The organism is Candidatus Neomarinimicrobiota bacterium (assembly GCA_022560655.1).
Taxonomy (GTDB): domain Bacteria; phylum Fidelibacterota; class Marinisomatia; order SCGC-AAA003-L08; family TS1B11; genus JADFSS01.
This window is the reverse complement of the sequence record JADFSS010000058.1, coordinates 1-14,373: the sequence shown is the minus strand read 5'-3', so window position 1 is coordinate 14,373 and position 14,373 is coordinate 1. Positions and strand designations below refer to the sequence as shown.

The window sequence follows — 14,373 nt, the reverse complement described above, 5'->3', positions numbered from 1 at the left end:
ATAACGACTGGCTACTTCTTCCCTTCGGGCGGCTTGGTCCCTGGAGCAGGCTTCTTGCCCGGAGCCGTCTTGCCACCGCTTCCAGGCTCGGAAATGGACTTGCGCATGCCGGTCTCCCCCTGGATATTCCGCATGTTGGCATAACCCATCACGCCCAGATTACCCTCCCGGAACGCCTGGGCCATCGCCTTGGGCACCTCGGCCTCTGCCTCCACTACTTTGGCCCGCATTTCCTCGACCTTGGCTACAAACTCCTGTTCGGCCGCCACCGCCATGGCCCGCCGTGTTTCCGCCCTGGCCTGGGCAACTTTCAGATCCGCCTCGGCCTGTTCCGTCTGAAGGTCGGCGCCAACATTCTTATCCACATCCACATCGGCAATGTCAATGGAGAGGATGGCGAAGGCCGTGCCCGCGTCCAGACTGCGATCCAGTACCGCCTTCGATATCGTGTCCGGGTTTTCCAGCACGGCTTTGTAGTTTTCTGCCGAGCCGATGGCACTGACGATGCCTTCCCCCACCCGGGCAATCACGGTTTCCTCCGTAGCGCCGCCCACCAGCTGCTCTATGTTGGTACGCACCGTTACACGTGCACGAACCTTCAGCTGAATGCCGTCCTTGGCAACGGCGCGGATGGTGCCTGTCACCGGGACGTCGATCACTTTCGGATAGACGCTGGTCTGCACCGCCTCCTGTACGTCCCGCCCCGCCAGGTCAATGGCCGTGGCCGTGGCGAATTCCAGCGGGATGTTGGCTTTGTCGGCGGCGATCATGGCGTTCACGACACGCGAGAGGGAGCCCCCTGCCAATACATGGGTCTCCAGGTCCTCGGAGCTGATCGAACTCAGCCCCGCCCGATGCAGATTGATAATGCCATCCACCACCTGCCGCGGGGGTATGCGCCGGATGCGCATCACCACCAATTTGATCAGTGACACTTGCCCCCAGCCAATAGTGACTAGCGCCTGAACCCACAGGCCCACCGGTACCAGGTAGATAAACAGTACAAAAAACAGTATGATAATGGGGAGAATAAATACGAGGCCATCCATATTGCTGATACTCCTGGTTGCTAAACTGCGCGAATAAGGGCCGTGTTGCCCTCCACCGAAATTACTTCCACGGCGGCCCCTTTGGGGATGTACTCACCCCGGGATATCACGTTCACTTGCCGGGCACCGACTTCTGCCTTCCCGGTGGGCATGCATTCGGTAAGAGTCACCCCCTGCTGCCCCGGCAGGTCGTCAACGTTGATGGCCACGCTGTACTCCTCGGCCGTGATGGGTACGTTACGCTTGAAATACTTGCTGGTGATAAACGCTCGCAGGAGTAGGATAAACCCGATGATACCGGCCAGCAATCCAATATTCAACCCGATGAAGGCCTGCCGGATCTGATCGGGTGACGGATACTCGCTCAGCAGCATATTGTACATGCCCCACAGCATGAGGCCGACCCCGCCAATACCGGCCAGTCCCACCCCCGGGATGACCATAACTTCCAGAACCAGTAGGGTAAGCCCGGCCAGGAAAATGAGCACCTCGGTGAAGTCGGCCAGCTGGGCAATGAAACTGGTGCTGAAAAACAGCGCCAGCGCGATGGTGCCTATAATCCCGCCCACACCAAATCCCGGCGTCCTGATCTCGAACAGCAATCCCAGGAAGCCGATGCTCATTAGTAGACTGCTCACTACAGGTTGTGTGAGGAACCGCACCACGGTCTCCGACCAATTCGGGGCAAAAACCACGACGCGCGCGTCCCCTAACTCCATCGATTCGAGCAGGTCCGCAAAGGTTTCCTGCACATCGTCCGCGATGCCCAGACGCCGGGCTTTTTCCGATGACAGGGTGATGAGCTTGCCCGCCTTGCTGCCCTCCACATCGGTGAGGCGCACCGTGTCGCCCCCGATGATGACATAGGGCACTTCCAGATCCTCGTCCACCATGGCCGCGGCGATTTCCCGGGGCCGGCCACGGGCCTCGGCGGTCGCCGACATCTCCTCCCGAAAATAGGAAATGACTTTCTCGCTGGCCTTCTTACCTTCCAGATCCACTGCGGTTGCCGCTCCAATCGTGGCGCCGTTGGTCATGATTATTTTTTCGCAGGAGAGTGAAATAAGGGCACCGGCTGAAATGGCCCGCCGGTTAATAAAGGCCACCGTGGGGACAGTGGAGGACATGATGGCGTCCTTGATGCGGGTCGCCCCATCCACTCGGCCACCAAAGGTGTCGATGTCAAAGACGATCAAATCGGGGCGTTCCTCCTCGGCCTGCTCGATTACCCGCTCGATGAACGGCGGCAACCCCATGTCGATGGTGCCGGCAATAGGTACCCTGTAAACTACCCCGGCGTCATCAGCGGCGGAAAGACTTGTGACAGCCAACATGAACAGGAGCGCTCGCATTCGAGATAATATTAGATGCCATCCCCGGTAAAGTCAACCGCTTTCCGTCGGAAAAACCGTTTCGGATGCCCTCGGCGGCAAGAGTAACTTATGAGGTCAATCCCTGTCCCAATAGAAAGAAGCTCTACCGCCGTTGATCAACCGCACGCTTGGTGCCCTTGCCTGGCTCCTGAATCGCCTGCCACGCCCTGTAATCCTCGCCGCAGGTCAGGTCCTGGGGGGCTTTCTATACTTGGGTATGCCCTACCGCAAGGGGGTTGCCTGGAACAACCTGGCCCGCGCCCTGCCTGGCCGCTCCCGGCGCCAGCGCCGGTCGATATTGTTCCGCAGCTATCTCCACTTTGGGGCCATATTTTTGGATTTTCTGCGTATGCCCCACCTCACAGGGCCAGCACTGGACGCCGTGCTCGACTTCAACCACACCCATATCGGGGCAGCCAACCGGCAGAAACGTGGGGGACTTCTCGTGGGCGGACACCTCGGTAATTGGGAAATAGCACCCCTTGCCATCCGCCAGCACGGCTACCCCCTCTCCATCGTGGTCGTCCCCCAGCGGGGTCCGGGCGGGGCCTACTTGGAATCGGTGAGGCGTGCCAGCGGGGTCACCGAATTGCCAAAATCGGCCTCCGCCCGCACGATGATTAACGCCCTGCGCGCGGGCCGCTTCCTGGGATTGGCCGGCGATCAGGATGCCCGGTCGCGTGGGATCTGGGTGACCTTCCTCGGCCAGCCCTCCTCGCGCCATCGCGGGGCCGCAACATTTGCCCTGCGCACCGGCGCTCCCATGCTCATGTACACCTGCCTGTTGCAGCGCGATGGCCGCTATCGCCTGAACTTTACCCCCATCAGTACTGCAGGTCTCCCCAAAAACCGGGAGACGGCCATTCAGATCCTCACCCAGAGGTATATGGACGCTCTGGAAGCAGCGATACTACAGCACCCGGAGCAGTATTTCTGGTTCCACCGCATGTGGAAGACGGCCCCACCGGAGGGACCATCCTAGCACCATGGTCGTGCGTCTTGCTGCCGATGATGCTGCCACGCCCGCCGCCTTCTGGAGCACCATCCGCTCGGGGGGCCTGGTCGTTTACCCTACTGGCACACTCTACGGTCTGGGCGCAGACGTCTTCAATGCATTGGCTATCAAACGATTGCAGGCCATCAAGGGCCGCCAAGGTCCCTTCAGCGTGCTGGTTGGCAGCATGGAGCAGCTGCAGCATTATGCGTTGGTTTCTCAGCCAGTTGCTGGCAAATTAGTCCACATGGTCCCGGGACCGTACACTGTCATCCTTAATCCCGCCCCTGCGGCAGCTTTTCCCGCAGCTCTCATGGGCCGGGGCGGCATGGTAGGCTTTCGCCTGGATGACCATCCTTTCCTGCGGCGCGCCTTTGAGCTGGAGGCGGGCGTGGTAACATCCTCCAGCGTCAACCGAGCGGGCCGGACACCCCTCCGGCACCCCGATGAGATTCTTGACCAATTTGGCGAGCGCATAAACCTGCTGGTGGATGCGGGCACGCTGAAGCCATCGCAGGGGAGTACCGTGATCGATGTGACCACCACCCCGTGGACCGTCCTGCGCCCGGGCGACGGCAGGCTCTAGACCGTCATGCGAACCTACCAGCGCCTACTAAAATATGTTACCCGCTACTGGCAGCTCATCGTGGTGGCCCTGCTGCTGTCGGTTACCTACGTAGCCCTGAATGGGCTTTCGCTGTGGATGATAGCCTCCCTCGTCAATTCCGTCCTGGTGAGCCCCGAGAGCATTCCCGTCAATCCCGTTGCGGTGCCTGCCGCCGATAGCATTCACGACACCCTCAAGGCCTGGACCGCTACCCTCATTCAACAGTCCACCCCTTTAAAAACACTGGCCCGCCTGTGTTGGATTCTGCTGGCGGTCTTCCTGGCCAAAAACATCTTCCTTTATCTGAAGAACATGGCCGCAGGTGTCATGGAAAACCGAATGATTCGGGACCTGCGCGACGACTTATTCAGCCACCTGCAGACCCTGTCCCTGTCCTACTTCGACCGCCAGAACACCGCTGAAATATCATCCATTGTGCTCAACGACGTCACTGCGGTGCGCCGGGCCGCTACCGTCAGCCTGCAAATAATAGCCGTGGAACCCTTCAATATCGCGGTTTTCTTGACCATGCTGTTCATCATTAGTTGGGAGCTCTCCTTGCTGGCCATCCCCCTCATCCCTCTGGCAGGCCTGATTACTAACCGCCTGGGGACCAGCCTCAGGCGACGGGCCCGACGCTCAACCCGGCAGGTTGCTGGTGTCATGACTATTTTGCAGGAGACCATGCGAAGTATGCGCATCGTCAAGGCCTTCGGGATGGAACAGGACGAGGTGCGCAAGTTTCGGGGCGCCAACCGCCGCTATTATCAACTGGTCTTCCGGCGCTTCAGTCTTAAGCATCTCAGTACACCCGTCAATGAATTAATCGGGGTATCTATTGCCGTTGTCATCCTGTGGGTTGGGGGCCAACAGGTATTGCTGGGTCGCGGCGTCGGGCCGGAAGAGTTCATGAGCTACCTCATCTTCCTGTTCGCCATGCTTCAGCCCATCAAGAACCTGGGGAATGTCCACGCCAGCATTCAGGTGGGGCTGGCATCCGCGGAACGCATTTTCAATTTGCTGGACGTGCACCCCGACATAGTCGAGAGGCCCGACGCCATTAGTCTCCCTCAATTTCGCGATGCCATCAGAATGGAGAATGTCACCTTCACTTATGAAGGGGGAGGAAGGCCGGCACTTTACGATATCAACTGCGAGATCAGAAAAGGGCAAATGGTGGCGCTGGTGGGCGTCAGCGGCTCCGGGAAATCCACCTTTGTGGACCTCATCGCCCGCTTTTACGACACTTCCAGTGGCCGTGTAACCATCGACGGTCATGATGTTCGGGACTTGCGTATCAGTTCTCTCCGGAATCTCATCGGAGTGGTAACCCAGGAAACGTTGCTGTTTAACACCTCTGTGGGTGACAATATCCTCTACGGCGATTTGGCCGCATCTGAGGATGAACTTATCGCGGCAGCCAAGGCGGCCCATGCGTGGGAGTTCATCCGCGAGATGCCCCAGGGCATGGACACAGTGATTGGTGAGCAGGGGGTCCAACTCTCGGGCGGTCAGCGACAGCGCCTGGCCATCGCCCGCGCCCTGCTGAAAAATCCACCCATTCTTATCCTTGACGAAGCCACCTCCGCTCTGGACTCCAAGTCGGAAAAGCATGTGCGGGAGGCCATTGTTGAACTGGTTCACGACCGCACGGTGATCGTCATCGCCCACCGCCTCTCCACAATCCAGAACGCCGACCGGATTCTCACCCTGGAAGAAGGCCGGGTTGTGGAATCGGGTAGCCACCAGGAATTGCTGGCCCAGCATGGGCGTTACCGGAAACTGCACGAGACTCAGTACAGTGCCTGACGGCAATTCAGCCTATCCGGGGATAGCTTGCCGGACCGGTGCGGCTGAACATTTTCATCAAGCACCGTAGCGGGGATAACTTTTGCTGGTCGGGAGGTGGTCTCCTCAAAGCAGTCCAGGAACGCGTCCCCGCCCACTTCTGTGACCAGCTTACCCAGACGGAATTCGACGGCAAGATGTACTGGATTCCCGAGAAATACGATGACTTTCTCACCTACCGCTATAATAATTGGCGCACGCCCAGACAGGACTGGGATCACCTCGCAGACGATCACGCCATTACCCAGGCGAAGACACCGAAGCCCTAGCGGCGAGGGCCCTCCGCTGGCTAGCGAGCATCTCAGGGAAGGGGATCCCCCTCCACAGGGGTATCCCGGTGTCATTGGCTGGGCGGCCCATCGAGCGGCCAGATGAACGTCCTATTCTATGCCCGGCACCTCTACTACCTGCCCCAGTTTATCCCTGTCGCCGAAGCCCTGGGACGACGGCATCAGGTCACATTCGGCTATTCGGATAAGGTCACGCCAGAAGAGGAGGCTATTCTCACCGCGGCCGTTTCGTCGGGCGGGTGGCAGCTACTGCCCCCCGCCGACACCATCGCCGGTGCCCGGAAGGCTGACGTGCTGGCTGTCGGAGCTGCCGGCGATGCGGAAGGCCTGGCAGGATCGGAGGCACTGGTTGTGTTGCTGTTCCACAGCATCGGACTCAAAACGGTTTACTACACAGATTCACACCCCCGAATCGACCTACGCTTTGTGGAGACCGACTACCATCGCCGTCGCTGCCTGGCCGCCGCCCCGGGGGTAGAGATCTTCGCCGTGGGCTTTGCCAAGCTGGACCCGCTCTTCGGGGAATCGCCGCCAGCGGACGACACTTTGCCGACCGGACCGGGACCGAAGCTGCTCTATGCTCCCACCTTTTACCCCGGCTCGCTGGAGCTTCTGGGCCCTCTGATCCCTAACTGGCCGCCCCACTGGCAGGTGGTCATCAAGCCGCATCAATTTACCTATACCAATCCGTTTTACCGCTATCAGCGCGTCCTGCTGCAGGACTTGGTCCGCCGATGCCCCAACGTCACCCTGCTGCCGCTGACAGAATATTCCATTCTCCCGGCCTTTAACTGGGCAGATGTGCTTATCTCCGAAACCTCGTCCACCATCATTGAATTCACCGCCTTGGACCGGCCCATCGTCGTCTGCGACGAACTCCACTTGAGGCTGCACCACCGCTGGCGCCGTGGCCGCTACCTGCGCCAGCGCCTGGACAGCGAGCTGCTCGGCAAACTGGATTTTGCCCATCACGCCCCCACCGCTGGGGAGGTTGCCGTTGCGGTTGAAGCAGCCCTCGGACGCCCCGATGAACTGGCAGACAGACGCCAGGCCGGCCGCAAGCTGCTCTTGGGCCCTATTGATGGTCAAGCCGCGCAGCGGGTGGCCGCCACCATTGAGGCCAGGCTGGCGTGAGCCGACGCTACCTCCTGTTCGTCACGAAGCCCTACTCGTTTGCCGTCCTTGAGCCGCTGCAAGCTTGTATCCAGGAGCACGGCTTCGGTGAAGTGGCCTGGTTTACGGCCAGCCTGGCCGAGCGTTACCCCGTGCCGGGAAGGGTCCTCGCCACCACCGGGGAAGTGGAGGCCTACAATCCGGACGCCGTGCTGGTGCCAGGGAATGCCGTACCCCATTTCTGGCCAGGGCTGAAGGTGCAGGTCTTTCACGGACTGGACGATGAGGTGCAGGGGTTTTATCGTCTGGCGGGGCTGTTCGACCTGTACTGTACACCCGGACCTGTCAGCACCCGCCGGTTTCATGTTTTGGCGGCCACGCATCGCTATTTCCTTGTGGAGGAGACCGGTTGGCCGAAGCTTGATCCCCTGGCTAGTTCACGAGACATCGCGGCGGCCCGCCAGGAACTGGGCCTGAATCACGAGGATCCTGTGGTGCTCTACGCTCCCACCTTTCCGCCCAAGTATACGTCAGCTCCGGCATTATGGCCGGCCATCCGTGAGTTGACCGCAGGACCGTATCGATGGCTCATCAAGTTCCACCCCCTCATGGACGCGGCGCTTCAGCAAGCTTACCGCGATCTCGCCGGCGACTATCTGCAAGTTGTGGACGGTCTCAGCATATTGCCCTACATGCAGGCAGCCGACCTGTTGGTGACCGATACGTCCTCGGTGGCCTACGAGTTTCTGCTGCTGAACCGGCCTCTGGTCACCTACCGAGCCACAGCTAGGCTGGACAAGGGCCTCGATATTTCGCGGCCGGGGGAGCTGGCTGGCGCCCTCCACCGGTCACTGGACCAGCCCGCTGAGTTTATGGCCCAGCGACAGGCCTATCTTAACGAAGTGCACCCCTACACAGACGGCCAGTCATCCCGGCGGGTGCTGGAGACGGTGGATCGGGTTCTCGATCAGGGCCTGCACATGAAGCTGCATCGAAAGCCGCTCAACTTGGTGCGGAAATGGAAAATACGGCGCCTGGTAGGGCGATGATTCGAGCCAGTGTGATCGTGATGATGCTGTTGGCTTCAGCCGGCGGTCAGACGTACCCCTTCCCCTCTGCCGAACGGCTGGTCTACACAGCCGGGTTCCGCCTGTTCACGGTCGGTACCAGCACAATGGAGCTCTCCCCCCGGGTGCAGGGCGATGCTCCGCTGCACATCGTCTTTCGCACCGAGACCCTGCCGTTGTTTGATCGCCTCTACCGAATTCGCGACCGCACCGAAGTCTGGCTGGACCCCCAATCCCTGTCGCTCAGACGTATGGAACGGGATATTCAGGAGGGTCGCTACAGACGGCAGGACACAACCATTGTGGACCCGCAACGGGGCACGATTGTCACTCGCCGGGATACGCTGGCGGCCCGGGGCCCTGTCTTCGATCCGGTGGGAGCCATCTATCACTTGCGCGGCTTGCCGCTGGCGGTTGGTGATGAGATCCGTCTGTCGATCTTCAACGGCCGCCGGTTGCAGCATATCGGTATTGAAGTGGTGGGACTGGAGACTGTGCGCGTCCCGGCAGGAGAATTCCAGTGTTTGGTCTTAAAGCCTGCGGCGCTGGATGAACGACCACTCACCAAGGTGGGCGGCCTCCTGCACCTCTGGCTGTCCGCCGATGAGTCCCACACGCCGGTGCGCATGGAGCAGAAGATGGGTTTCGGTACGCTGGTGCTGAAGCTGCGGGAGGTGAACTAGGCGGCCCTGCAATGACCCGTATTGGATCGGCTCACCGTACCAGTCGCATGATGTCGTTGTAGAATACCACCACAATAAAGGTTAGCAGGAGCATCATGCCCACCTGCTGGATGACCATACGGGTGCGTAGCGACAGCGGCCGCCGCAGACCCGCCTCAATCAGGGTGATAGCAATGTGCCCTCCATCCAGGGCCGGGATGGGCAGAACGTTGATGAATGCCAGGTTGACGCTGATGATGGCCAGCAGCCCCAACAGGTAGGGAAAGCCGATCTGGGCCGACTGACCCGCCAACTGGGCAATAAGGATGGGCCCACCCAGCTCGCTGAACTTCGCTTCCTGGGTCACGATCATCCTTAGTGAGCGGAAGGTGAGGGTAAACCAGTGCCAGGTGAGCACTACCCCGCTGACCAGCGCCTCGCCAAATTCCGCGTCCCTGCGATCGGCTACCCGGCTATGGAGCAGTGAAACCAGCGGGTCCACCTGAGGGCCAATGCCAATCATGCCCACAACCTTGATGGGTGAGTCGGATGCTGCCTGCTCAGGATCTACGGAAATGGCGGTCTGCATGGCTTCGCCCTCCCGTTCCCAAACCACATCGATGCGCTCGTCCGTATCGACGAGTATGAGTGCGCGCAGTTCGTCCCAGGTGGCGGCGGGCTTCCCATTGATGGAGGTGATCTCATCCCCCGGCAATATGCCCACAACTGTTGGCCGGGTCTTGATCACTGTCCGCGAGACCTCGTCATCCCGCTCCCAGGTAATTTCCACGTCCTGGTTAGGCTTGACATGGATGCTGGCTGTGAGGTCTTCCCAGGAGTTTACAGCCTCACCGTCTACGGCGATAATCTTGTCCCCCAGCTGGAGCCCTAACGCCTCGGCAGGGTAATCGGGAGTGAGGGCGCCCACCGCAGGGGACGAAGTGGCTAGGCCGTGGAAATAGCTCAGGGCAAAAAAGACCAGGCCCGCCAGAAGCAGGTTCGCCAGGACACCGGCAGACATGAACCATACCTTTTGTAAGGTGCTCTTGGACTGCAGTTCCCAAGGCTCGCCGGTTAGTTCGCTGTCCATACTTTCATCCAGCACCCCGGCCACTTTTACATAGCCACCCAGGGGAAGTATGCCCAGGCCATATTCCGTGTGCCCGATTTTTTTCTTGATGCCCAGGCCGAAAACGTTAAAGCCCAGGTAGAACCGCTCTACACGCACACCGATGGAGCGGGCCGCCAGGTAATGCCCCAGCTCGTGCGAGCTGATGAGCACAATCAGGATGAAAACAAGGGCCAGCACATAGATCAGAACAGTTGACATGACAGACCTTTCACGTGCGCCTCAGCCAGGTGACGCAGCTTACTCGTGGTGCAAATCCTTCCACGAAGATACGGCTAAACTTGGTCCTGCCGCCAGCCATTGGGCGACACGCTGACGTCATTTACGAGACGGCCATGCTAGCAGTGCCTTTGACATACTGCCGGGTCCATCCCTCGAGCTCGTCCAGAGCCTCCAGGTCAGGCCGCTCCATGAACGGGTGGCTGGCGATCGCCCCCTCAAGAATGATCGGGATGGCGGTGAAGGCTACGCGATCATCCAGAAAGGCCTGCACTGCCAGATCATTGGCCATGTTGAGCACCGCCGGGGCGGACCCACCCTGCCTGAGGGCAGCGTACGCCAGCCCAATACAGGGAAACTTCTCCAGATCGGGGGGCTCAAAGGTCAGGCTGCCCAACTCCGTCAGATCGAGACGTGGCCACTTGGACGGTTTGTGGTCCGGGTAGGTCAGGGCATACTGAATGGGTATCTTCATGTCCGGGACGCCCAGTTGGGCCTTCACCGACCCATCCACGAACTCTACCATGCTGTGGATGATGGACTGCGGGTGGATCACAATATCCACCTGGTCGGGCCCCAGGTCAAACAGCCAGCGCGCCTCGATCACTTCCAGGCCCTTGTTCATCATCGTCGCCGAGTCAATCGTAATCTTGGGTCCCATGTCCCAGTTCGGATGCTGCAATGCCTGTGCTTTGGTAATATGGGAAAATTCACCTTTTGGCAAAGTCCGGAAGGGACCTCCCGAGCCAGTCAGAATGAGCCTCGCAATCTGGTCGTCGGCCTCACCCACCAGGCACTGCCAAATGGCGCTGTGCTCACTATCTATCGGCGAGAGCTGCAATCCGTTGCGGGCGACCAGCTCGGAGATATACTCGCCGGCCATGACGAGGCTCTCCTTGTTGGACAGGGCCACGTTCACCCCCGCCTCCAGCGCCGCAATAGTGGGTGCCATCCCGGCCCCACCCACCATCCCGTTCAGGCAGAGGTCCACGTCGTCCCGGCCCGCAACAGCCAACAACCCATCGCGGCCGACCTCCACCTCAATACCAGTTCCGCTCAGCATGGAGCGCAGCTCTCCGGCGGCCTCCTCATCGACCATGGCCACCGACTTAACCTTGAAAGCGCGAGCCTGCTCTGCGAGCAAGGCGGCGCTACGCCGGGCCGTGAGGGCCACCACTTGGAACTCCCCCGGCAGGCTGGCAACCACCTCCAGCGCCTGCGTCCCGACAGACCCCGTGGAACCGATGATGCTCAGTCGCCGCATCACAGGGCCAGGCTCACTTGAGCCCCTCCGGACAAAACCTGCGGGCTCCACACCAGCCGACCCATTACATTGACCCAGGGGAACAGGTTATAGCCGGCCGACAGCAGCAACCCTGCCACGTCGGAAGTCACAGCAGCCGAGGCCTTGGGGAATGTACGCTGATACAGCAGGGCCAGTGCAGCACTGGCCTGCCAGGCCCGGCCTTGCACGGCATATCCCCATTGGAAGTGGTTCCACTTCAGGGTGTACTCAGGCAGACCGTCAATGCGCTGCTGAAGAAAAATGAACTCAGGTGTGAAGGCCCCCAGAGCGGGTGCTGACGGCAGATAGCGGAATCCCACCTGTGCCAGTTGTACAACATTGGTTTCGTCCCATACTGCTCCCGTACCGCCCAACAGCGCCAGATTGGGCGATATCCACCACTGCAGTCGCACCGTAGGCAATAACTGCAAGTCTTCGCTACGACCATAAGGATGGTAAATCACCGGCTGTAGGGTGAAGCTTACGGGCGCAAACTCGCCCCTGGGCAGGGCGGCGAATGTAGCCTCCATGGAGACTTGCCTGGCGATTGACACAAAGTCTTTGCGATCCAATGCGCCGGCTGGTGTACAGGCGGCCAGCGGGCCAGCGCCTAGCGCGAAGACAATCAACATGGTCCGGCAGCGCGCACTAGATAATTCCACGGCTGGCCTCCTCAATAAAAGTGGTGATCGCCTGAATTTCTGGCGCGTCCCCCAGCTCGGAATTTATGGTGGTTAGTGCGTTGGTCAAGTTCTGCTCAGATCGGTAGATCAACCGGTAGGCCCGCTTGATGCTCGCCCTCGACTGGGAATCAAAGCCTCGTCGCCGCAAGCCTACCACGTTCAGCCCTGCATATCTCAGCGGTTCGCCCGTAGCCAGGATATAGGGCGGCACATCCTGCACCACCCGGTAGCCACCCCCCACAAACGCGTGCGCGCCCACCCGGCAAAACTGATGCACCGGCGTCATGCCTCCGATGGAAGCGTATTCGCCAACTTGGGCAAAGCCGCCCAGCTGGACGCCGTTGGCCAGGACAACGTGGTCGCCCACCTGGCTGTCGTGGCCCACATGGCTATAGGCCATAAAATAGACGTGGGCGCCCACCACGGTGCCGTCTTCCTCTGTGCCTTGATTGACGGTCACGCACTCCCGCAGGATGGTGCGGTCCCCGATCACGACTCCCCGGCCACGGTCAGCATAGCCAACATCCTGGGGCGGACCACCCACGACGGTGCCTGAGTGGACCTGACAATCGGCCCCCAGCGTAGAGCCTTCCATGACTTGGGCGTGGGCCATGATCTCGGTTCTGTCACCGATCTGCACATCCCGCTCCACAACGGCAAAGGGGCCCACTTTGACTGCCGCGCCCAACCGTGCGGCAGCATCCACCACCGCGGTGGGATGAATTTGAGTTGACACGGCTAGTCCTCACGGTCAACTAGCATGGCCATCATTTCCGCCTCGGCGACCAACTCGCCATCGACCAGAGCCTTGCCCACCACCTTGAAGGTGTTCAGGCGCGAACGCACCAGCTCCAGCTCCAGAATGAGTTGATCGCCGGGCGTCACGCGGCGGCGGAAACGGGCCTTGTCGATGGCCGTGAAGTATATCAGCCGTGGGCCCGTCTCTGCTTCAGGACTCAGTGCAAGGAAGGCCGCCGCCTGGGCCATGGACTCCAATATCAGCACCCCTGGCATGACCGGTTGGCCAGGAAAGTGCCCTTGGAAAAAGGCTTCGTTCATGGTCACGTTCTTGACGGCCCGCACCCGCTTGCCCGGCTCCACGTCCAGTATCCGGTCCACCAGCAAGAACGGGTAACGGTGTGGCAAGGCGGCCATGATACTGCGAATGTCAAACTTGGCCTTTCCGCTGGCACTGTCCTGACGATTTTGCTCCATCCGCTTGCCGTAGACCTGCTTCAGCCGTTTCACCAGCTCCACGTTGGAGGCATGCCCGCTACGGGTAGCCACTACGTGCCCCTGAATGGGCATTCCCAACAGTGCCAGGTCTCCAATCAGGTCGAGAATCTTGTGCCGCACGGCCTCGTTCTCAAAACGCAGCTTTTGACCTTTAAGCAGCCCGTCTTCACCTGGGGCCAGCTCCCCCTTAATATTGAACAGGCTCTTCAGATGCTCCACCTCATCCTTCTCGATGGGGCGGTCCACGAAGACCAGGGCATTCTCCATACTGCCCCCCTTGACCAGGCCCTGCTCCCTGAGCTGCGCAACTTCGCTGAATAGGCAGAACGTCCGGGCCGGGGCAATCCGCGTCACAAAATCTTCGGCCATGCTAAATACGGTCATGAACTGAATCCCATGGCGGGCCAGATGGTGGTAGTCCATGGTGAAGGTGACGCGAAACGTGTCGGACGGTAGGACGTGCATATCGATGTTATTGCTGGGATCTGAGTAGGAGACCGTCCGGTCGATGACCAACGTTTTCCGGCTGGCGCTCTGCTCCGACAGGCCCGCCTCCAGCAGCGCCTCCACAAACGGTTTTGCACTGCCGTCCATCACGGGCGGCTCCTGAGCGCTCAGTTCTACCTGCAAGTTGTCGATGCCCAGTCCGCTCGCTGCTGCCAGGATGTGCTCCACTGTGTGGATCCGGTTACCGTCCTGTGCGATCGTAGTGCCCCGGGAAATGTCCACCACGTGGTCGATATCCGCGGGAATGGAGGGGAAGGCATCCAAGTCCGTGCGGATGAGACGAATGCCCGTATCCACATCGGCCGGCCTGA

General features: G+C 60.2%; 14 protein-coding genes. 7 read left to right on the top strand and 7 right to left on the bottom strand.

The features are described from left to right. Positions 1-11 precede the first annotated feature (11 nt). A complete protein-coding gene (gene floA / locus IH971_08745) occupies positions 12-1,049 on the bottom strand; it encodes a flotillin-like protein FloA (protein MCH7497925.1) in 1,038 nt (345 codons plus the stop codon). Between the two features lie 20 nt (positions 1,050-1,069). After that, on the bottom strand, positions 1,070-2,401 hold the full coding sequence (locus tag IH971_08740) for a nodulation protein NfeD (protein ID MCH7497924.1): 1,332 nt from the start codon (positions 2,399-2,401) through the stop codon (positions 1,070-1,072). A gap of 133 nt (positions 2,402-2,534) precedes the next feature. Here IH971_08740 and IH971_08735 point away from each other — a divergent pair, with 133 nt between their 5' ends. The 7 genes from IH971_08735 (at position 2,535) to IH971_08705 (ending at position 9,024) form a co-directional block, all read left to right on the top strand. Beyond that, entirely contained in the window at positions 2,535-3,404 is an 870-nt protein-coding gene (locus IH971_08735) for a lysophospholipid acyltransferase family protein (protein MCH7497923.1), read from the top strand. A gap of 4 nt (positions 3,405-3,408) precedes the next feature. Beyond that, positions 3,409-4,002, top strand: a complete 594-nt coding sequence (locus IH971_08730; GenBank protein MCH7497922.1) for a threonylcarbamoyl-AMP synthase — start codon at positions 3,409-3,411, stop codon at positions 4,000-4,002. A gap of 6 nt (positions 4,003-4,008) precedes the next feature. After that, complete coding sequence (locus IH971_08725; GenBank protein ID MCH7497921.1) at positions 4,009-5,832, top strand: ABC transporter ATP-binding protein; 1,824 nt, start codon at positions 4,009-4,011, stop codon at positions 5,830-5,832. 38 nt (positions 5,833-5,870) lie between these two features. Further along, positions 5,871-6,140, top strand: coding sequence for a hypothetical protein (locus tag IH971_08720; GenBank protein ID MCH7497920.1), 270 nt, complete (start codon positions 5,871-5,873; stop codon positions 6,138-6,140). Positions 6,141-6,242: 102 nt separating this feature from the next. Then, complete coding sequence (locus IH971_08715) at positions 6,243-7,295, top strand: hypothetical protein (protein ID MCH7497919.1); 1,053 nt, start codon at positions 6,243-6,245, stop codon at positions 7,293-7,295. Continuing rightward, positions 7,292-8,323, top strand: coding sequence for a CDP-glycerol glycerophosphotransferase family protein (locus tag IH971_08710; protein MCH7497918.1), 1,032 nt, complete (start codon positions 7,292-7,294; stop codon positions 8,321-8,323). The genes IH971_08715 and IH971_08710 overlap by 4 nt, the downstream gene beginning before the upstream one ends. After that, positions 8,320-9,024: a DUF3108 domain-containing protein gene (locus IH971_08705; GenBank protein ID MCH7497917.1), complete on the top strand. Its 705-nt coding sequence runs from the start codon at positions 8,320-8,322 to the stop codon at positions 9,022-9,024. The genes IH971_08710 and IH971_08705 overlap by 4 nt, the downstream gene beginning before the upstream one ends. A gap of 31 nt (positions 9,025-9,055) precedes the next feature. Here IH971_08705 and IH971_08700 read toward each other — a convergent pair whose 3' ends face one another. The 5 genes from IH971_08700 to IH971_08680 all read right to left on the bottom strand — a co-directional run. Further along, positions 9,056-10,333, bottom strand: a complete 1,278-nt coding sequence (locus IH971_08700; protein ID MCH7497916.1) for a site-2 protease family protein — start codon at positions 10,331-10,333, stop codon at positions 9,056-9,058. 121 nt (positions 10,334-10,454) lie between these two features. Further along, the gene (locus IH971_08695) at positions 10,455-11,615 is read right to left on the bottom strand and encodes a 1-deoxy-D-xylulose-5-phosphate reductoisomerase (protein ID MCH7497915.1); all 1,161 of its coding nucleotides are present in this window, start codon (positions 11,613-11,615) and stop codon (positions 10,455-10,457) included. Further along, positions 11,615-12,298, bottom strand: a complete 684-nt coding sequence (locus tag IH971_08690; GenBank protein MCH7497914.1) for a hypothetical protein — start codon at positions 12,296-12,298, stop codon at positions 11,615-11,617. The genes IH971_08695 and IH971_08690 overlap by 1 nt, the downstream gene beginning before the upstream one ends. Beyond that, complete coding sequence (gene lpxA, locus IH971_08685) at positions 12,285-13,055, bottom strand: acyl-ACP--UDP-N-acetylglucosamine O-acyltransferase (protein ID MCH7497913.1); 771 nt, start codon at positions 13,053-13,055, stop codon at positions 12,285-12,287. Before lpxA ends, IH971_08690 begins: the two co-directional genes overlap by 14 nt. Before the next feature lie 2 nt (positions 13,056-13,057). Continuing rightward, a partial coding sequence (locus tag IH971_08680; GenBank protein ID MCH7497912.1) for a bifunctional UDP-3-O-[3-hydroxymyristoyl] N-acetylglucosamine deacetylase/3-hydroxyacyl-ACP dehydratase occupies positions 13,058-14,373 on the bottom strand: 1,316 nt, incomplete at its 5' end.